Below are 19,332 nucleotides of genomic sequence, written 5' to 3'. Positions count from 1 at the left end.
CATCTCCTCTAGGATCGTGTTCCTCGCAGGTGGAGTAGATGACAATTGAGCCAACCGGTATACCCGTGTTAATATTGAAGGAGGGAACTCAGAGGACAGCCGGTAGAGACGCGCTCCGTACAAACATAATGGCTGCTAGGGCAGTTGCCGAGATGGTCAAGACGACCTATGGACCCAAGGGTATGGACAAGATGCTCGTCGACGCTCTCGGAGACGTCACGATCACAAACGACGGCGCTACGATCCTAGACAAGGCCGAGATACAGCACCCCGCTGCCAAGATGCTCGTCCAGGTAGCTAAGAGCCAGGACAACGAGGTCGGAGACGGGACTAAGAGGGCTGTGGTCTTCGCTGGCGAGCTACTAAAACAGGCTGAGGAGTTGTTGGCTAAGAACATACACCCGACGGTGATCGTGAGCGGTTATAGGAAGGCCATGGAAGAGACTTTGAAGCTACTAGACCAGATAGCAGTCCCGATAGACATAAACAACGAGGAGCTCCTGAAGAAAGTGGCAAAGACGTCTCTAACAAGTAAAGCCGTACACGACGCCAGAGACTACTTCGCCGAGATGGCGGTGAAAGCGGTAAGGCAGATCGTCGAGAAGAGGGGTGACAAGTACTACATCGACCTAGACAACGTCCAGATAATCAAGAAGTACGGCGGGGCTCTACTAGACTCGACGCTCGTCTACGGTATTGTCCTCGACAAGGAGGTCGTACACCCTGGTATGCCTAGGAGAGTGGAGAACGCGAAGATCGCGCTACTAGACGCCCCACTCGAGATAGAGAAGCCCGAGATAGACGCCGAGATAAGAATTAGCGACCCCAACCAGCTAAGGGCTTTCCTAGAGCAGGAGGAGAACATCCTCCAGAAGATGGTGGATAAGATCGCCACTACCGGTGCTAACGTTGTTATTACTCAGAAGGGTATTGACGAGGTTGCCCAGCACTTCCTTGCTAAGAAGGGTATACTAGCAGTCAGGAGGGTGAAGAGGAGCGACCTCGAGAAGCTCGAGAGAGCTACTGGTGGGAGGATAGTTAGTAACATCGACGACCTGAAGCCCGAAGACCTAGGCTACGCCGCGCTCGTAGAAGAGAGGAAGATCGGAGAGGACAAGATGGTGTTCGTAGAGGGCTGCAAGAACCCGAGGTCTGTCAGCATCGTGATAAGGGGAGGTCTAGAGAGGCTCGTAGACGAAGCCGAGAGGAGTATGAGGGACGCCCTGTCCGCGGTTGCGGACGTTATAAGGGACGGCAAGATCGTTGCGGGAGGCGGAGCGGTAGAGGCTGAACTAGCGAAACACATTAGGAGGTTCGCCACAAAGGTTGGCGGTAAGGAGCAACTTGCCGTGGAGGCTTTCGCGAAGGCTCTAGAAGGGCTGGTTGTCACGCTCGTCGAGAACGCGGGTCTAGACCCAGTAGACATAATTATGAAACTGAGGGCCTCTCACGAGAGGGAGGAGGGAACCTGGACTGGCGTGGACCTTAACAGCGGTGACCTCGTCAACATGATGGAGAGAGGCGTAATAGAGCCGTTGAGTGTCATAGCCAACGCGATAAAGGCGGGTACAGAGGCTGCTACGATAATACTGAGAATCGACGACGTGATAGCTGCCAGTAAGGCGAAAGAGAAGGGCGCCGAGACCGGCAAGAAGCCCGGCGAGGAAGAGAAGAAAGAGGAAGACTAAACCACTTTTACCAATAGAGGTTTTTTGTACAGACCCGAGAATAAAACCGCTTCTCCTTTGTCCAGGTAAGGTATCACCTCTCTCAGTTCGACCGGCATATTAGTCGCTTTATCCAACACCTCCAAGTCCACTGCGGACTTCACCGAGTGCACGATCTTAGTAGAGGTGTTCACCATCACGTCCTCCACAAGTGACGAGGGTGACTGAGAGACCACTACAAGACCAACCCCGAACTTTCGCACTTCGTCTAGCATTTTTACCAACACGTCCACATGGTTCTCCTTCCCTAGGAGGTTCCTAGCCTCCTCCACGACTACGAGTAGCTTGCTGACCCCGAACTCGCCACGGACAGCCAAATCGAAGATCTTCTTGAGGAGAGCGGCCACGTAGACCCTCCTGATGGTCAGATCTCCCACTCTGGACAGGTCTATTACTAGGGGGCTCCTCGCGTTATCGAGGAACCCAATCCTCGTCTCCTTAAACAGGCCTCTGTACTTACCTACAACGAGCCTCCTCAACTTTCTCATGAGCGAGAGACGGCTTTCCCTGAACCACCCAGACTCGTCTACCATCTTCTCGAGCGTCTCGATAACGCCTGTTAAGTCTAGGTGGTCCCAACCCCTAAGGTTCTCGAAGGCCTTGAGCAAGACGTACTCCTGAGCAGGTGTTAAGGCGAGCACCTGACTAGCGAAGTCTACGGAGGCGTTAGGGTCTTCGTCTCCGAAGAGGGGGACTGGTAGCTGAAACGGGTCTACGACCTTGGGGTTTTTCAGCAAGCGGCCGTACTCCCCATGCCAGTCGAGTACGAGCGGCCTGTAGTTAAACGGGTATTCTCTAGTAGTTAGCCGGTTGACCAGTGTAGCGACCGTGAACGTCTTACCCGAGCCCGTCGCACCGGTTACCAGTATATGCTTGTTCAAGTCTTCTACGGGGACGCACGCGTCAACTGGGGGGATAGAGTTCACTACCTCTCCTAAGACGATACACTCTTCACTTGATACTTCTCTAGTCTTCACGGGCTCCTGGACCGGGTATTTCGGGATCACCCCTAGCGACGTGGGGTATATTACCCCTACGCTCTCCCTCCTCTTCAAAAATTTACGAGCATCTCAAGTACACTACGTGAGTCTCCCCGCCCGAACTCCTTTACCTCCCCTACGGTTATGTGCTTGAAGTTGGACTTTATGTAGTCGCTTATGAACTGTATCTCCGTTTCTTCGCCTTCGTTCACCCCTATGATCAACATCCCGTCAGCTCTGTTCCTCCCGAGTACACTCATTGTTATATACTTTGCTGACCTATTCCTCCTAACTCTACTCCTTATGAGCTCGCCTAGCTTCCTCAGCTCGTCTTCGACAAGCTCTTCCTTGGAGCCCATATACTTGTATAGCCTCAAGACGTAGTACTTCAAAAACCATCCCCTTGAAGTAGGAGCATGTATTGGCTGAGGGTGACAACCGAAAGTTTCAAGAACAACCGCTAACTGACAGAGACCCCTGTGTAGACCTCGTCGAGGGGTTTGAGGTCTAGTTGTTGACTCGACTTCAACACGAGTAGGAAGCCCCCTATCGAGACGACGGCTCTGTACGTCTCACCTATGCTTCTGTAGGACACGACGCTACCTTTACCGCAGAAGTAGTGCTGTAGGCACTCCTCTCTGCTGTCTGTCAGAACTATTGTGGCGTTACCCCCCTTCTTTAGAGGTGGCATAACTTTCTCGTGGAACTCTAGCTCTATCGACACATCCCCACATCTGAACTTGACCCTGTATACGCCGGGATACCTCAGCCTCTCGATGTCCTCTACTGAGCAAGTATATCTCTGAAGCATAGTACCAGGCCACGGTTTGGTCTAATGGACTAAGACCATGCTCTATTTAAGTCGTTGAGATATTTTTAAGTATTAACCCAGCGTCAACGCTGAAAGGACGCTTATTAGGGTGTCAGGGTGAGAAATATTCAAAATAACCACTTTGACATAGGTTAAAGTGCCTGAAGGTGGTCTTATGAGCGTGCTGGACGCGTCGAGGAGGCTTACAAGCGAGCTGACGAGCTTGATCGACAAGAGAGTTAAAATAGTCCTGGCCGACGGGAGGTCCTACGAGGGTAGGCTCGTGGGGTTCGACACGCCTTCCCTGAACATCCTTCTACAGAACGCGGTGGACGACAAAGGGAACAGGTACCCCAAGGTGATCGTGAGAGGCGAGAGGTTGAGCGAGATAATAGTGCTCGAGATACCCTTGTTCGACCCAGAGGAGTTTAAGAACATCATCATCAAGGAGATGAAGCTGCCTGAACACCTCGTGAAGATCATACCCGAGGCCAGAGTCGTAGAAGTCCAGGGACGCTATAGGGTGAGCGAGAGGGGTGTCGAGGGCACTGGACCCATAGCAGAGACCTTGTACAGGCTGCTAGAGCAGTACCTCGAGACGAGGCGTAAGATGATAAAGGGAGAATAGTATTGGAGTACTTCGACGTGAGAGAGTACGACTTAGCGGGGAGAATCGGTAGACTGAGAACAAGGCGCGGGACTATCGAGACACCATATATTTTTCCTGTTGTAGACCCGGTGAGACAGGACGTCGACCTAGACACAATCCTGGGGATCGGTTTCAACGCGATCATAACCAACGCCTACCTGTTCTACAAGAGGAACAAAGGCGTCGTCAAGGACATACACGAAGAGCTGAAGTGGAGCAACACGATAATGACCGACTCCGGGGGTTATCAAGTACTCGTATACGGCGACGTGGAGATAGACAATCCGACTATCGTGAGCTATCAGAAGGGTATTGGTAGCGACATAGCGGTCATACTCGACGTGCCGACAGGGACTAAAATGACGTGGAGTGAAGCGTACAGTGCTGTGGAAGAGACCTGGAGAAGAGCTCTCCAGGCACTCCCCCTTATAATGGACAGTGACCAGTTATGGGCTCTACCTATACAAGGCTCGCCTTACCCCGACCTACTCAAGAAGTCCGCTGTGAGAGCTTGGAGGACACCCTACCATATATTCGCTTTCGGCTCGCCTACAGTACTACTAGAGAAGTACGATTACAGCCCTCTCCTAGAGTATGTCGGTCTAGCCAAGAGAGTCCTACCCCCAGGTAAACCAATACACGTGTTTGGTGTAGGACACCCGATGATCATACCATTCCTCGTCGCGCTGGGGGCAGACCTCTTCGACTCCGCAAGCTACATCCTCTACGCGCGGGAAGGAAGGTACATGCTACCCGGTGGGACTAAGAGGGTCGAGGAACTGACATACCTGCCCTGCAACTGCCCGGTCTGCTCGAGGTACACCCCCAAGGATCTTCTAGAGCTACCTAGCGAAGAGCGTACGAGACTTATCGCGCTCCACAACCTGTACACTTTGAAGAAGGAGCTTAACACTGTAAAGGAGAGCATTAGAGAGGGGAGGCTCTGGGAGTTACTGGAAGAGAGGAGTAAGACGCACCCTAGCCTACGTAGAGCGTTTGAAGTAGTCAAGAGACACGCCGACGTACTACTCAAGTTCAACCCTGTCTCCAAACCAGACGCCCCAGCCCTTCTGATCCTAGACGAGGACTCCTACTACAACCCGAGAATTAGAGTTGTCGAGTCGAAGAGCTTGCAGCTAGTTGAGAAGGTACTCGTGAGCGACAGTATAGTCCTATTGGTGGCTGCTGGCAAAGATTTCGGAAGTCTAAGAGAATACTCGTTGAAGAGGTGGGGCCGCGATAAAGTGTTCATAGTACATCCTGTCCTAGGTCTATTCCCAATTCAACTTGCCAACACGTACCCCTACTTCCAACACGAGGAAGGAGTGTTGGACGGTTTAGGTAACAAGGTACTAGAGGAGGTCTCAGCCAAAGTCCTCGAACTAGTCAAAGGCAAGAAGATAGCCAGGGTTGAAATAGGTGTTTTAGAGAACTCGAGCAACGTAGAGCTCAGGCTCGCCAGGTTAATAGAGGGCTTGTTAAAAGGCTCTGGCGTAGAAGTACAGATCAACGTACTAGCGTTAGGAGAAGCCGGGGCGGCACACTAGAGTTTACAGGTATATTGGGTGGCCCTTCCTCTCCGACTCCTCCATCTCGATCGTCTTTAACATCCTCTCTCGCTCCGCCTCGATCGACTCTATGATCTTAGCCTCTTCGAGTAGCCTCGTAGTGTCAATCTTGAAACCTAGCATCTCGCCTATGACCTCAACAGCGGCCGCGCTAGCCCTCGGGTCTGGTCTGTAGAGCTCTGTAAAGGCGAAGATTGCTACACCAGGTACCTTGTAAGCGTCCATGAACATTATCAAGAGGGCTAGAGGCCCGATAATATGCCTGTTTTCGAGTAGTTGCGCGTTTAGCTTACCCTCGTAGCCGCCTACAGGGATCCACCTGTACTTCTCTTCCTCGCTTTCTCTGAGGCTAGGGTCCAAGCCTCCTACGAGTATTGCGGACGATACCTTCTTTTCCTTAACCCACCTGGCGACCAGGTCAGCGTAGTTAGTCCTATCACGTATAATCGGTGTCCCGTTGTTCAAGAGCACAAGGAGCTTTTTACCATTCACAACGCCGTAGTACAGCTCGAACGGGTAGATTACACCTATCTCCCTCGTGTATATGGTGGTCTCCGGGTAGTACTTCGTCTTAACGAAGCCTATCCTCTTCAACTTCAACTCTAAAACAAGGTGTCTGCTTGTCAAATAACCCACCATGCCGAACCCTTGGAAACCCGTTATGAATATCGAGTCCTGCAGGTCTTCGTCGGCTATGTTATCAAACAGTACGATATTCACTCCCGAACACCCTGCCTTATTCTAACTGCTTCACCCCACTTATAAAAAACCATCTCCCAGCCAGGCTTAACCGCGCGACCAACTGCCAGTAGATTGCCTTTCTCGTCGACGACCAAGACCTCATCCTCAGGCCTTATATCGGGATCGGCCATCATCACGTGTTTACAGAACACATTACCACCTCTGGCCACAAACTCCGAGTACCTCTCCATTACGTAAACCCGTAAGCGGGGGTGTGGGAGTAGCCGGTTTAAAACCAGTCCTGAAGGAATGTGGAGGTTAAACCTGTAGTCCGAGGCTCTGACGGACAGGTAAGGTTTATCGTCGACGATCACCCTCCTAAGCTTCAAGGTGTTTTTACTAAACTCGCCCTTGGCTTCCTCAGGAATGAACTCGCCGCTCACTCCGAACTGTAAGGCGGCTATGTACCTCAACTCCTCTAGTTCCTGGTCGCTAAGCCTCCTTCTGATCATGAGCCGTCACGTTAGGTACTATGATGATTTAAGGATCGTTTTAGTTCCTGTTAAAAACTTCAGTTGTACGGTTCTCAGAAGATAACGTGGATGCTGTTGTTCCTCTCCTCTACAATACCCCTCCTAACGTTCTTCTTCGCCGCGATCTTCTTCACTGCGAGTTCGAAGTCTTCCCTCGTTACAAACTTCCTACCCGACCTGATAGCGTTGTAGCCGGCCTCCGTTACGATCGCCTTGATCTCGGCTCCAGACAAGCCCTCGGTCTTGCTCGCCAGCTCGTGTAAGTCGACGTCGTCTGCTAGTTTCATCCTTCTCGTGTGAACTTTGAAAATCTCGTATCTCCCCTGCTTGTCGGGCAACGGGATTTCTATAAGCCTGTCTAGCCGGCCTGGTCTGAGTATAGCGGGGTCTAGTACGTCGATTCTGTTCGTTGCCGCTATCACCTTGACCCTGTCTAGGGGCCTAAAGCCGTCTATCTCTGCCAGCAACTGCATCAGGGTTCTCTGAACCTCCCTCTCCCCGCTAGTACCGATGTCTATTCTCTTAGCCGCAATCGCGTCTATCTCGTCTATGAAGACTATAGCGGGAGCCTTTTTCCTAGCCATACTGAATACTTCTTTGACGATCCTGGCTCCCTCCCCTATGAACTTCTGTACGAGCTCGCTACCTACAATACTGATGAATGCCGCCTCCGCCTCTCTAGCTACGGCCTTAGCTAGGAGGGTCTTACCGCACCCGGGTGGACCGTAGAGTAGGACTCCTTTCGGGGGCTCTATTCCTACTTCTCTAAACAAGTCAGGGTTTTTCAACGGTAGCTCAACGACTTCTCTCAACTCTCTGATCTGCTCTTTTAGACCGCCTATGTCGTTGTAGGTCACCTCTGGTCTCTCGATTACCTCGAAGGACTGCACGTATGGGTCCTCGTACTCGGGGAGGACATCCACTATCGTCGAGCCTCTCTGGTTTAAGGCAACACGTGCGCCGGGAACAAGCCTCTCACGGGGCACGTTCTCCGAGATGTGGACGATAAGGTTGGGGCCAGTAGTGCTCCTTACGACGGCTTTGTTTCCATCGATCAAATACAAGAGAACGCCTTCTATCAGGGGGGGAGCCAATAGCCTCTCGATCTCAGCTTTGTAGTAATTGACCTTCATACTGAGCTTCTTGACTTCGCTCTCCAGTTGCTTTAACCTGCTCTCTAGGTAGCGAATATAGTCTTCATCGGGTAGCCTGGCTTCTGTAGCGTCTTCTCGAACGTCTTCACTAAGCATGAAAATTCCCTTTCCTTTTATCGGTTTTAAGAAGGTCTTTAAAACCCGGACTCAATAGTATTTAAGAGCCTTCAGGGAGAGAAGTCTTAAGGTTATCTAAATGCCTTGTTACTGCGAGATATGCGGGAGAGAAGTACTAAATGAGAGAGACTGCAGAAAGGTCGTTATCGAGGGCTCTATCTTACATGTCTGCCCCGACTGCTACCGCAAGCTTGTCAGTAGTGGTAAGGCAAAACCCTATGTTGAAGAGAGTAAGAAGCCGCTGGTCGTTACTTCCCAGAGTAAGAGAGTTGTGACAGGGGCTAGTAGAGGGTTTGGAGAGGAGTTCGAGATCGTAGAGGACTATGCCAAGAGGATCAGGGAGGCTCGCGAGAGACTCGGCTGGACGCAGGCTGTGCTAGCCTCTAAGATAAAAGAGAGCGAGAACACTATTAAGAGAATAGAGTCGGGCAGGCTTAAACCCAGCTTAGAACTAGCCAGGAGACTGGAGAAGGTGCTGGGTATCAAATTGATCGAGAGAACTGCCGAGGAGCCGTTGCAAACAGGAAAGGGGGATGAAGACTACTTTACCGTAGGTGACCTCATTAGAGTGAGCAAGAAGTGAAGACGGGGAAAGTAGCCGTCTTTATACCCAGTAAATACCGCGACTTCGTTGATGAAGAGCTGAGCCTCGTCAAGACTGTCTATGGAGTCGTAGACCAGGTCCACTTCGTCAAGAGGCCCAACCCTAGGACTTACATTCAACAAGACAAGCTCAAGGAACTAGCAGAGAACCCGCCCGACAAGCTCGTGGTCATGGACATACTGAGGCCAAGCCAGGTGACGAACATACTTAGAGAGGTGAAGACGGAGGTTGTCGACAGAGTTCTACTAATACTCGAGGTATTCGCTCAACACGCCGGCAGTAGAGAGGCTCTCCTACAGATAGAGCTCGCGAGGATCAAACACATGCTCCCACTCGTGAGAGACTTCATCAGGAAGTCCAAGCTGGGCGAGCTAGCCGGGTATCTTGGACCTGGCAGGTACGGCTACGAGAAGTATTACACTTTTCTCAGAAGAAGGGAGGGCCGTATAAGAAGAGAGATCGAGGAGATCAGGAGGGTGAGAGAGGTCAGGAGAGAGAGGAGGGTAAGAGAGGGAGTCCCCCACGTAGCGATTGCAGGCTATACGTGTGCTGGTAAGACCACTCTATTCAACGCCTTAACCGGGAAGAACATGCCCGTAGGACCCGAACCTTTCACCACTCTGAGCCCGAAGACCGCGAAACTGGATATTGACGGGGTTCACATGGTTGTGACGGATACCGTCGGTTTCATAAGGGATCTGCCGCCCGAGATCACCGAGGCGTTCTACGCAACACTCGAAGAGGTAACAGCCGCCGACTTGATCGTCCTTGTCGTGGACTCATCAAAGCCTTTAAAGAGAGTTATTAGCGAAGTTGACTCCTCATTGAAAATATTCAACGATATAGGCGTCCACGGTAAGCCTATCATTATTGCTTTGAACAAGATAGACCTAATCAACGTAAACGGGGTTGAAGAGCTAGTTAGAGAGCTGTCTAAATCGGCGGTGAATGCGACCAGGATTGTTCCTATCTCGGCCGAGAAAAGAATCAACTTGGACGCTCTTAAGCGCGAGATAGTGGGTGTCTTTAAAGGTACGTGAGAAATGGTCGAGATCTACGTGCTGAGACTAGGCCACAGGCCCGGGAGAGACAAAAGAGTCACTACGCACGTGGGTCTTGTCGCGAGGTCTTTCGGGGCTAACGGGATAGTTATTGGTGACGTTGTAGACGAAAGTGTTGCGAGGTCTCTTAGAAAAGTAGTGGATCTGTGGGGCGGCCCTTTTGAAGTCATCATGGGCGTGAACTCTGTTGAGTACGTTAAGAAGTGGAAGTCACGGGGGATTGTAGTTCATTTGACAATGTACGGTTTACACGTCGACAACGTTATAGACGAGATCAGGGGGTCGGGTAAAGACCTGTTGGTCGTGGTAGGCGCCGAGAAAGTCCCAAGAATATTCTACGAGCTTGCCGACTACAACGTGGCTATAGGTCACCAGCCGCACTCCGAGGTCGCCGCACTCGCCGTGTTCCTAGATAGGTATTATAAGGGAGAAGAACTACATAGGAAATTTAGTGGAGCAAAACTAACAGTAGTACCGACCCCTAGAGGCAAAAAGGTGTTAAGAATTGGCGACAGAGAGAGCCGTGAGCGGGGCGCCCAGGGAGGACAAGCTCGTTGAAATAACGATTTTGATAGTCGAGAAGATGATGGGCGAGGAGGGCAGGAAAATACTGGAGTTCATGCTGGCGAACAACGGCTTGATAATCGAGGAGACGGCTGGTAAAGACCTGAACACAAAGTCGAACATAGTGAGGAAGATACTCCAGAAGCTGTCAGACGAGGCTGTAGTTGTACCGGTCAAGGTAAAAGACAAAGACAAGGTTTTGCACGGGTGGGTATTAAACAGAGAGGCGCTAGCCAATTTCATAATCTCAAGGCTGAGAAAGTCTAAGGAGAAGCTGACGACCAGAATAAGAGAGCTCGAGGAGAACACCTTTTTCATTTGCCCGACATGCCACAGGAGGTTCAGATACGAGGAGGCCCTCATAAACGACTTTCACTGTCCCAACGACAACTCCCTGTTAATGGAAGTAGACAAGGAAGGCGAGCTCGCCCTTCTGAGAGAGAAGCTAAAGTCTCTCGACAAACTCCTGGACTACATACACAGTGATGGATTTTGAGACATAAAGTAGAATTCGTCGACCTATTCTCTGGGGCGGGAGGGTTCGCCTGGGGCTTCTACGAGACGGGGCTCTACAAACCAGTTCTAGCAGTAGACAACTTCAAGCCCGCAGCCCTAACTTACAAGGCTAACATACCGGACCCTGTGGTCCTAGTAGAGGACATCAAAGACGTAGACTACCCAACGCTGAAAAACGTGCTCGGGGATCTGGAAGTCCCCCTCGTCATTGGTAGCCCGCCATGTGAGCCATTCACTGGTGCCAACCCGAGGAGGGAGAGAGACCCGATTAACCGACTGTACGTCGACCCCCAGGGACAACTAACTCTACATTTCATAAGGATTGTCGGGTTGTTGAAGCCGAGAGTCTTCATAATGGAGAACGTGCCTGCGATAATGGAGGGCGGTCTGAGAGAGGCCTTAACTCGCGAGTTTAAGCGTATTGGTTATCACAAGTTATATTTCAATGTACTGAACGCCGAGGACTACTCTAACCCGAGTAGGAGGCGGAGGGTCTTCATATCGAACGTCGAGATAAAACCCCCGAAGTCGAACGAAAAGGTGAGAGTTATAGACGCGCTGAGAGGGATGCCGCCGCCCGGAAGTTCTCTCCCAAACCACGACCCGCCCCCTGAGCTGAGCTGGAGGAAACTTAAAAAAGTGGCGAAACTGAAGCACGGTAAGGCCCTCATCTACTTTCAGGGCGCTGTGGGAGAGATTCCCAACTTAATCAGGCTCGACCCCTACGAGATCGCCCCGACGGTTCTCGGCTCTTCTCGCTTCATACACCCCTTCGAGAACAGGCTGTTGACCGTAAGAGAGCAGGCGAGGCTTATGGGGTTTCCAGACCACTTCGTCTTCTACGGGGGTAGAGACGAGCAGTACAACCAGGTAGGCGAGGCCGTACCAATCCCGTTATCCAGGGCGATCGCCCTGTTCGTCTATGACATACTCCGGGAGCTATAAGAAGCACGGCAGATTATTAAAAACAACTAACACATGATTTTCCAGGTAAACAAGAGATGCGGAGGTAGCTCGGGGTTGGCGATGGTCTACGTAGGACTGTACAGTCCCACGAGTGTTCAGAGAGTGGTCGACTTCGTGAAGACGGTCTACGCGTTTTCGCAAAAAGCACAGATAGCGCCCGTTATAGTCAAGCCTATTGGGGCAGCCGCCCAAATAGGGATTCCCGAGGCGTTCAAGGTATCGGTTAAGCTTAACAAGCCTTTCATGGTCTTCCCCGAGCTCGGCGACGCGCTAGAGCTCCTAAGACCAAGCGAAGCGTACTTTTATAGCGATGAAGGAGCCGAACTAGACGCGCCCCAGATACGCCAAGTCCAGAACGGAAACCTGCTGATAGTATTCCCGTCGGGTGAAAGCGAGCCGAGCAAAAAAGAGCTGACCGGGCTGAAGCTCGTCAGGTTAAAGGACGTCCCTTCTCAACTACCAGCATTAGCCTTGCTGTCTATATTCATGTATAAAGTATTCTACCAGGTCACGTAGGTGATCTTTATACTCCTACTCAACTCGTCGATGGTCCTCCAGTCCTCGTAACTGAGCTTCCAGCCAACAGCCCCCGCGTTCTCTGCGACCTGTTCAGGGGTCTTAGCGCCTGGTATTGGCACGATAACCGGACTGTAGTTGATCAACCAGTTCAGGGCTACCTGGGATGGTGTTTTACCGTACTTCTTACCTATTTCGATTAAGAGGTTGACAAGAGGCATTACCTTCACGAAGTTCTCCTCGTAGAAGACCGGCTCGTTCTTCCTCAAGTCTGTGAACTGCTTGATGTTCTCCGAGTTGTACTTGCCCGAGAGCGCGCCTTTAGCGAGCGGGCTCCAGGGGATGAATGTCAGGTCGTTTGCCTCGGCGTAGGGTATCAGCTCCTCCTCGGACCACCTCTCGACGAGGTTGAACCTATACTGCATGCTCACGATGTCCGTTACCGACAAGCTAGACCTGAGGTCCTCTATCAGTGCTAACGGGTAGTTGCTGACACCGAGGTACCTTACAACCCCCTGTACCACGAGCCTCTCGAGGGCCTTAGCGTACTTTGAGGTCGGGAAGTTGTGGTGGGTAGGCGGGTGGTGTATCTGGAGTAAGTCGATGTATGAGACTTCTAGTCTCTTAAGCGACCTGTCCACAGCCTTAAACACGTCTTCAGGTTGTAAAAACTCTCCAGGAATTTTTGTCGCTATCACCACGTCGTCCCTCTTAGCGCCAAGTTCTTTAAGGGCCTTGCCTAGGAACGTCTCGCTCATGCCTCTCCCGTATACCATGGCCGTGTCGAAGAAGTTTATGCCAAGCTCTATAGCCTTAGCTACTACCGCTTTTGCTTTCTCGTAGTCGACGAGCCCCCAGGTCTCGCTGAACTGCCACGTGCCGAGGCCTACCCTGGATATTTTAAGGTCGCTCCAGCCGAGTTCCACGTACTCCATGAGGACTAGCACCATGTCGTATTAATCCTAAATCAAGCTTTAAACCACTCTTCTCTCATGTTAAGACAAAGAGGTGCTTAACATGAGCTTCAAGCTCAAGATCGTGCCCATTAAAGCACCCACTAGAGAAGAGGTGTACGACGTTGTGGTCGTAGGCGGGGGCCCCGCCGGTTTAACGGCTGCTCTCTACTCGGCTAGGTACGAACTAAAGACCGTGGTTGTAACAAAACTAGTGGGCGGATACGTTACCGAGGCGACTATCGTCGACGACTACCCCGGACTACCCGACATACCGGGAGAAGAGCTAGTAAACAAGTTTGTTAACCACGTGAAGAAGTACAACGTCCCGATCATTCAAGACGAAGTCGTAGACATGTACAGGAAGGACAAGCTATGGTGTGTAAAGACGGTCAGTGAGAAAGAGCTGTGCGGGTACGCCGTGATTATAGCGGTGGGTAGCGAGAAGAGGAAGCTTAACGTGAAGGGAGAGGAGGAGTTCAGTGGTAGAGGAGTGTCCTACTGCGCCACGTGCGACGGCCCTTTGTTCAAGGACAAGGTCGTGGCAGTGGTTGGTGGGGGTAACTCGGCGCTGACGTCAGCGATATACCTCGCCTCGCTGGCCTCAAAGGTATACATAATCCACAGGAGAGACGAGTTCAGGGCTTTCAAGGTTTATGTGGAGAAGGCCATGAACAACCCTAAGATAGAGATCTTGAAGAACAGCGTAGTTAAAGAGATAATTGGTGACACTCGTGTACGCGCGGTGAGAATAGAGAACAGGGCTACCGGAGAGGAGAAAGTGATCGAGGTAGACGGGGTCTTCGTCGAGATAGGGTTAAAGCCCCCACGCGAGTTCTTCGAGAAGATCGGGCTAGAGGTAGACGAAACAGGGCATGCTGTCGTCAAAGTTGACAGGTCGACAAACTTGGAAGGCGTGTTCGTGGCCGGCGACGCGGCTGGTGGGCCCTACAAGTACAGGTTCGAGCAGATAATAACCGCTGCCGCCGACGGGGCTATAGCGGCTGACGCTGCGTTCAAGTACATCTTGTCAGTGAAGAAAACGTGAGTAGAGGGCAACGGATTTAAAGCTATTAAACCCCGAATAAATACTTTGATTGATTAGAACCGTGGGCCCGTAGCTCAGCCCGGTAGAGCGCCCGGCTCATAACCGGGTGGTCGGGGGTTCGAATCCCCCCGGGCCCACCTCTTTCACGTTCTCTAGGTTCCATACGACCAGGACTTCAAGTACTCCGCTTGCTCGGGGGTTAGCTCGTCTATCTTGATACCCATGGTCTCTAGTTTTAGCCTGGCCACCATCTCGTCTAGCTCTCTCGGCGGGTTGTAGACCTTCTTCTCGAGTCTCCCCTTGTTCTCGTGTAGGTACTTCACAGCGAGGTATTGGTTCGCGAAGCTCATGTCCATCACCTCGCTCGGGTGCCCCTCTGCCGCTACTAGATTGACAAGCCTTCCCTCGGCCAACAAGTACAGCTTACGCCCGTCTCGTAGAGTGTACTCTGTCACGTTCTCCCTGATCACTCTCTTCCTGACCGACAAGCTCTCCAGGTCTGGTATCCATACTTCGACGTTGAAGTGACCGGCGTTTGCCAAGATGGCTCCGTCCTTCATCTTCTCGAAGTGCTCTCTCCTTATAACAGCCTTGTTGCCTGTGGCTGTCACGAATATGTCCCCTATACCAGCCGCCTCGGACATGGGCATAACCTCGAAGCCGTCGAACACCGCCTCGAGCGCTCTAATAGGGTCGACCTCCGTTACTATGACTCTCCTAGCCCCCAACCCTCTCGCCCTCAGCGCGATCCCTTTACCGACCCAACCATAGCCTGCGACAACGACGTTCTTCCCCGCCACTAGGATGTTGGTCGCCCTCATTATCCCGTCAAAAGTGCTCTGACCAGTGCCATAGCGGTTGTCGAACAAGAACTTGGTGTACGCGTTGTTCACGGCCACGACGGGGTATAGTAAGAGCCCTTCTCTCTCGAGCGACTTTAATCTTATAACACCGGTAGTCGTCTCCTCGGTGCCTCCCGTTATCTCGCCCGCCAGCTTCTTGTACTCGCTGTGGAGCATAGCGTGGAGGTCTCCGCCGTCGTCTAGAACAATGTCCGGTCTGCTCTCGGCCACCTGCCTTATACACCAGTAGTACTCTTCACTAGACTGGCCTCTCCAGGCGTACACTCTTATGCCGTACTCTACGAGAGCGGCCGCCACGTCGTCTTGTGTGGACAACGGGTTGCTGGCGGCCAAGACCACCTCCTCGGCACCGGAGTCTTTCAAGGCCATCATTAAAACCCCGGTCTCCTTGGTAACGTGGAGAACCGCTCCTATCCTCAGACCTGCTAGGGGTCTCTTATCCCTACCCTCCTCTCTGAGTCTCATCAGGACAGGCATGTGCTTCATTGCCCACTCGAGCTTTAGCCTGCCCTGCTCGGCTAGACTCAAGTCCTTGACTCTGCCTTTCAAACCGGAACACCGGGACTTCATTATGCAACCCGGTGAATATTAATGAATCGCGTATAACACCCTGGTTGGCCGGGGTTTCAAAGGGTCATCGGCTCTTGCTTTAAAATTTAAAACACCCTAACGTATTCCCTGTTAGACAGTACCTGAGGAGAGGTGCTCAGCGTGGGGAAAGTCAGGATAAGGCTGGTGAAGAGGGTGGCTAGGCAGCTTCTGGACAGCTACCCTCAGTTGTTCACACGGGACTTCGAGTCCAATAAGCAAGTTGTGTCGAAGCTCATCTCTACAAGGTCCAAAAAGCTGAGAAACCAGATCGCAGGCTACATAACTCACCTCGTGGCTGTAAGGAGTAGAGAAAAGAGGGTAGAAACCGTCGAAGAGCCTGTCTCGTAAAGCAGGCTAGAGACTTCGGTATTATTTGCTCAGCCTAGGTTGTGTTAATGGTATTCGAGGTCTACTCCCCAAAGCCCGGTATCCTGCTAGTTAGGTATTTCGGTAAGGAGTTTGAAGCGCGGATCTACCAATGCTGGAAGAAAAACAAGGACGTAGACGCAGAGCTCCAAGACTTAGGTCTAGCACCAGACCTACCTGTGGCTCTAATCCCTTCTAAACTAATCGAGAGCGACGTACAGTTGATTCAAGGGGTAGCGCACTACTACATGAACAAAAACCTGCTCACACGTATAAGGCACAAGGGTCTACTACTCGCTACACTGGTTACAGGCTTTAAGCAGTTGAAGGACCTACTAGAGAACCTTAGAGTCTCCTACTCGCAGTCAGAGCGTTATTTCATAGTTGCGGCTACAGGTGGTTTCCCTAGGCCCCCAAACTGCTCGGACTACGAGATCCATGAGACCGATTTCGCAAAGGACATCACGAACATTGTAAAAAACGTTGCTGTTGTGCTAGATCTCTTGTAGGCTCACCACTCCTCTTCCCACTCCTCCTCTTCCCACTCCTCTTCTTCTTCCTCCCACTCTTCCCACTCTTCCTCGAGCCACAACATGTCTTCCACCTTACGTCTTAGAAGTATTTGTGGAGTAAGGATATTTAAGTAAAACGGTTCGGCGAGAAAGTCGTAAAAATGAGGGCGTGCTGTACGTGCAACAGCTCGATGGAGTCCAACGCAACTGCCGGTGATAGCATTTAATAAGGTTCCTTAAGTAAGTGATAGAAGATTAACTAACGTTAGGTGTAAGGCTTGGTCAAGTTCTGTCCTAGATGCGGCGCAACAATGATGCCTATTAAGAAGAGAGAGGGAAAAGAGGAGTACTACGTATTGAAGTGCCCTAGGTGCGGCTACGAAGAGAGGGCTTCGCAGAAAGACCTCGAGAAGTACGGTATCAAGTACGTCGTGGATTCCAGTAAGAGGACGATTACAGCTAAGGCTACCGAGGCTAAGGCCACGGCTCTGACGCCCGATGAGAGGGAGATGTTACAGGAGTACTACGAGGTTTTACTCGAGAGCATGAGGGAGGAGGAAGTCGAGGAAGAGGAGTCAGACTAGCGCGACTCTTCACTTATCCGAGCCGTCACCACTCATCATATTAAACCCGTGTTCCTTACTATCAGACTTGGATCATGCTTAACTCGCTAATAAGCGATTAGGGTGAGAGCCGTTGGTCAGAGTAGCAATAGTAGACAGGGCCTTCTGCAAACCCGACAAGTGCACGCTGGAGTGTATAAGGTTTTGCCCGGTTAACAGGGGCAAGAAAGTAAAGGCTATAGAGCTGAGCCAGGACGGTAAACACGTTGTAATAAACGAGGTAACGTGTATAGGGTGCGGTATATGTGTGAGGAAGTGCCCGTTTAACGCTCTCTCCATTGTGAACCTACCCGACGAGCTGGAGAAGTTTACTGTACACAGGTACGGCGAGAACATGTTCAAGTTGTACGGGCTACCACCACTAACACTCGGCGGGATACTCGGGGTTATCGGGAGGAACGGTAGCGGGAAGACGACGAGCGTTAAGATACTGTCCGGCCAGGTGAAGCCTAACCTGGGGAACTACTCCAACCCCCCCGACTGGAACGAGATACTGAGGACGTTTCGAGGTACTGAGATAAACGCCTATCTCCAAAAACTCGCCAACGGCAATCTTAGAGCCGCCGTTAAACCACAGTACATAGAGGCGGCGAGAAGGGTACTGAAGGGAAGTGTCAGGGAACTCCTAGAGAAGGCCGACGAGAGAGGTTTGTTCAGGGAGCTCGCCGATAAGATGGGGCTCTCTGGGGTTATGGACAGGAACGTTAGAGACCTTAGCGGCGGCGAGCTACAAAAGTTCCTTATTTCGGCTGTCCTGGTCAAGAACGCCGACGCGTACTTCTTCGACGAGCCCTTCTCGTACTTGGACGTCAGAGAGAGGGTAAGAGTGGCCTCTGCTATCAGGGAGTTCCTAAACCCGTCGAAGGTCTACGTCATGGTGGTCGAACACGACCTCATGATACTCGACTACGTGAGCGACTACGTAGCGGTCTTGTACGGTGAGCCCGGGGTGTACGGTATAGTGAGCAAGCCGTACGGCGTTAGGAACGGTATCAACTTCTACCTGGAGGGCTACCTGCCAGCGGAGAACGTTAGGATCAGGAAGGAGCAGATCAGGTTCAGGGTAACAGTAGCTGACAGAAGTAAGCTGCCCGAGGAGTATCCTATACTCAAGTGGAGTAACCTCTACAAGGTCTACCCGAGTAGCGGCTTCAGACTCAGCGTTGAGGAAGGCGAGATGCACCCCGGAGAAGTACTAGGGATACTCGGCCCGAACGGGATAGGTAAGTCTACTTTCATAAACATGCTCGCGGACGTGGTTAAACCGGACGAAGGGGAGATCCTCATAGGTACTGATAAGATTAGCTATAAGCCCCAGGAAGTCTCTCCCTCTATATTCCGCTTTGAGACCGTTAAGGAGAACCTGGCAGACGCTAGTAAGGACGCTGTAGACCCCACTAGCTGGCTCTACGACGAGTTGACAAGGAGATTGGGCTTGAACAAGATGCTAGACAGGAAGGTGACAGAGCTGAGTGGGGGAGAACTACAAAAACTGGCCGTGGCCGTTACGCTGGCTAGAGAAGCCGACGTCTACCTGCTAGACGAGCCGTCCGCGTACTTAGACGTCGAGGAGAGGGTCAGTGTTGCTAGGCTGATAAGGAGGGTGGTCGAGGAGAAGAGGAAGGCCGCTATAGTGGTCGAACACGACCTCCTGTTCCAGAACTACGTGAGCGACAAGATTATGGTATTCACGGGTAAGCCTAGCGTTGAAGGCGTCGCGTTAAGGCCGTCTGATATCAGGACTGGCTTCAACAACCTCCTTAAGCAACTTGATGTAACTGTTAGAAGAGACCCGGAGACTGGTAGGCCCAGGATAAACAAGCCGGGTTCCTACCTCGACAGGGAGCAGAAAACCAGAGGCGAGTACTACCTGCCAGACTAATTTAAACAAGTGTTTAAATAATTAGGTGTGGCAAAGGGAGATTACTT

General features: G+C 51.7%; 22 protein-coding genes and 1 tRNA gene. 15 read left to right on the top strand and 8 right to left on the bottom strand.

Annotated features, from left to right (window positions below; all coding sequences use genetic code 11):
• Positions 1-38 precede the first annotated feature (38 nt).
• Positions 39-1,688, top strand: a complete 1,650-nt coding sequence (thsB, locus tag TCELL_RS01495; RefSeq protein WP_014736961.1) for a thermosome subunit beta — start codon at positions 39-41, stop codon at positions 1,686-1,688.
• On the opposite strand, the gene TCELL_RS01490 is transcribed toward thsB, so the two are convergent.
• The 3 genes from TCELL_RS01490 to TCELL_RS01480 form a co-directional block, all read right to left on the bottom strand.
• Entirely contained in the window at positions 1,685-2,782 is a 1,098-nt protein-coding gene (locus tag TCELL_RS01490; RefSeq protein WP_014736960.1) for an ATP-binding protein, read from the bottom strand. The genes thsB and TCELL_RS01490 overlap by 4 nt on opposite strands.
• Entirely contained in the window at positions 2,779-3,099 is a 321-nt protein-coding gene (locus TCELL_RS01485; protein ID WP_014736959.1) for a hypothetical protein, read from the bottom strand. Before TCELL_RS01485 ends, TCELL_RS01490 begins: the two co-directional genes overlap by 4 nt.
• A 68-nt stretch (positions 3,100-3,167) precedes the next feature.
• On the bottom strand, positions 3,168-3,518 hold the full coding sequence (locus TCELL_RS01480; protein ID WP_014736958.1) for a DNA-directed RNA polymerase subunit G: 351 nt from the start codon (positions 3,516-3,518) through the stop codon (positions 3,168-3,170).
• A gap of 175 nt (positions 3,519-3,693) precedes the next feature.
• Between TCELL_RS01480 and TCELL_RS01475 the strand changes: the two genes are divergently transcribed.
• Both TCELL_RS01475 and tgtA read left to right on the top strand, forming a co-directional pair.
• Entirely contained in the window at positions 3,694-4,146 is a 453-nt protein-coding gene (locus TCELL_RS01475) for an Lsm family RNA-binding protein (protein ID WP_014736957.1), read from the top strand.
• Between the two features lie 2 nt (positions 4,147-4,148).
• Positions 4,149-5,714 (top strand): tRNA guanosine(15) transglycosylase TgtA, encoded by a 1,566-nt coding sequence (tgtA, locus tag TCELL_RS01470; RefSeq protein ID WP_014736956.1) that lies wholly within the window; start codon positions 4,149-4,151, stop codon positions 5,712-5,714.
• Positions 5,715-5,717: 3 nt separating this feature from the next.
• Here the strand turns inward: tgtA and TCELL_RS01465 are convergent, their stop codons facing one another.
• The 3 genes from TCELL_RS01465 to TCELL_RS01455 all read right to left on the bottom strand — a co-directional run bounded on the left by TCELL_RS01465 (position 5,718) and on the right by TCELL_RS01455 (position 8,199).
• A complete protein-coding gene (locus tag TCELL_RS01465) occupies positions 5,718-6,455 on the bottom strand; it encodes a proteasome assembly chaperone family protein (protein ID WP_014736955.1) in 738 nt (245 codons plus the stop codon).
• Entirely contained in the window at positions 6,452-6,928 is a 477-nt protein-coding gene (locus tag TCELL_RS01460) for a PUA domain-containing protein (RefSeq protein WP_014736954.1), read from the bottom strand. The genes TCELL_RS01465 and TCELL_RS01460 overlap by 4 nt, the downstream gene beginning before the upstream one ends.
• A gap of 74 nt (positions 6,929-7,002) precedes the next feature.
• Complete coding sequence (locus TCELL_RS01455; protein WP_014736953.1) at positions 7,003-8,199, bottom strand: proteasome-activating nucleotidase; 1,197 nt, start codon at positions 8,197-8,199, stop codon at positions 7,003-7,005.
• Between the two features lie 100 nt (positions 8,200-8,299).
• Between TCELL_RS01455 and TCELL_RS01450 the strand changes: the two genes are divergently transcribed.
• The 6 genes from TCELL_RS01450 to TCELL_RS01425 all read left to right on the top strand — a co-directional run bounded on the left by TCELL_RS01450 (position 8,300) and on the right by TCELL_RS01425 (position 12,447).
• Positions 8,300-8,803 carry a multiprotein bridging factor aMBF1 gene (locus TCELL_RS01450; RefSeq protein WP_014736952.1) on the top strand — a complete coding sequence of 168 codons (504 nt, stop codon included), beginning with the start codon at positions 8,300-8,302 and terminating at the stop codon, positions 8,801-8,803.
• Complete coding sequence (gene hflX, locus TCELL_RS01445; RefSeq protein WP_014736951.1) at positions 8,800-9,864, top strand: GTPase HflX; 1,065 nt, start codon at positions 8,800-8,802, stop codon at positions 9,862-9,864. The genes TCELL_RS01450 and hflX overlap by 4 nt, the downstream gene beginning before the upstream one ends.
• A 3-nt stretch (positions 9,865-9,867) precedes the next feature.
• Positions 9,868-10,443 carry a tRNA (cytidine(56)-2'-O)-methyltransferase gene (locus TCELL_RS01440; RefSeq protein WP_014736950.1) on the top strand — a complete coding sequence of 192 codons (576 nt, stop codon included), beginning with the start codon at positions 9,868-9,870 and terminating at the stop codon, positions 10,441-10,443.
• Positions 10,391-10,945, top strand: a complete 555-nt coding sequence (locus tag TCELL_RS01435) for a hypothetical protein (RefSeq protein ID WP_052307197.1) — start codon at positions 10,391-10,393, stop codon at positions 10,943-10,945. The genes TCELL_RS01440 and TCELL_RS01435 overlap by 53 nt, the downstream gene beginning before the upstream one ends.
• Complete coding sequence (locus TCELL_RS01430; protein WP_014736948.1) at positions 10,942-11,910, top strand: DNA cytosine methyltransferase; 969 nt, start codon at positions 10,942-10,944, stop codon at positions 11,908-11,910. The genes TCELL_RS01435 and TCELL_RS01430 overlap by 4 nt, the downstream gene beginning before the upstream one ends.
• An 81-nt stretch (positions 11,911-11,991) precedes the next feature.
• Positions 11,992-12,447, top strand: coding sequence for a RecB-family nuclease (locus TCELL_RS01425; RefSeq protein WP_014736947.1), 456 nt, complete (start codon positions 11,992-11,994; stop codon positions 12,445-12,447).
• Here the strand turns inward: TCELL_RS01425 and TCELL_RS01420 are convergent.
• Positions 12,432-13,382 carry an aldo/keto reductase gene (locus TCELL_RS01420; protein WP_048162883.1) on the bottom strand — a complete coding sequence of 317 codons (951 nt, stop codon included), beginning with the start codon at positions 13,380-13,382 and terminating at the stop codon, positions 12,432-12,434. The genes TCELL_RS01425 and TCELL_RS01420 overlap by 16 nt on opposite strands.
• 82 nt (positions 13,383-13,464) lie before the next feature.
• Between TCELL_RS01420 and trxB the strand changes: the two genes are divergently transcribed.
• Both trxB and TCELL_RS01410 read left to right on the top strand, forming a co-directional pair.
• On the top strand, positions 13,465-14,448 hold the full coding sequence (gene trxB, locus TCELL_RS01415) for a thioredoxin-disulfide reductase (protein WP_048162881.1): 984 nt from the start codon (positions 13,465-13,467) through the stop codon (positions 14,446-14,448).
• A gap of 63 nt (positions 14,449-14,511) precedes the next feature.
• Positions 14,512-14,585 (top strand) — tRNA-Ile (locus TCELL_RS01410).
• Between the two features lie 15 nt (positions 14,586-14,600).
• On the opposite strand, the gene ahcY is transcribed toward TCELL_RS01410, so the two are convergent.
• Entirely contained in the window at positions 14,601-15,860 is a 1,260-nt protein-coding gene (gene ahcY, locus TCELL_RS01405; protein ID WP_014736944.1) for an adenosylhomocysteinase, read from the bottom strand.
• 162 nt (positions 15,861-16,022) lie between these two features.
• Between ahcY and TCELL_RS01400 the strand changes: the two genes are divergently transcribed.
• The 4 genes from TCELL_RS01400 to TCELL_RS01385 all read left to right on the top strand — a co-directional run bounded on the left by TCELL_RS01400 (position 16,023) and on the right by TCELL_RS01385 (position 19,285).
• Complete coding sequence (locus TCELL_RS01400) at positions 16,023-16,250, top strand: 30S ribosomal protein S17e (RefSeq protein ID WP_048162879.1); 228 nt, start codon at positions 16,023-16,025, stop codon at positions 16,248-16,250.
• Positions 16,251-16,297: 47 nt separating this feature from the next.
• On the top strand, positions 16,298-16,777 hold the full coding sequence (locus TCELL_RS01395) for a hypothetical protein (protein WP_014736942.1): 480 nt from the start codon (positions 16,298-16,300) through the stop codon (positions 16,775-16,777).
• A gap of 314 nt (positions 16,778-17,091) precedes the next feature.
• Positions 17,092-17,364 (top strand): hypothetical protein, encoded by a 273-nt coding sequence (locus TCELL_RS01390; protein WP_014736941.1) that lies wholly within the window; start codon positions 17,092-17,094, stop codon positions 17,362-17,364.
• A 112-nt stretch (positions 17,365-17,476) separates the two neighbouring features.
• A complete protein-coding gene (locus TCELL_RS01385) occupies positions 17,477-19,285 on the top strand; it encodes a ribosome biogenesis/translation initiation ATPase RLI (protein ID WP_014736940.1) in 1,809 nt (602 codons plus the stop codon).
• Positions 19,286-19,332 lie beyond the last annotated feature (47 nt).

Source organism: Thermogladius calderae 1633 (assembly GCF_000264495.1).
GTDB lineage: Archaea > Thermoproteota > Thermoprotei_A > Sulfolobales > Desulfurococcaceae > Thermogladius > Thermogladius calderae.
Note: the sequence above shows the minus strand (reverse complement) of the source record. Positions and strands in the feature narration are given on the sequence as shown.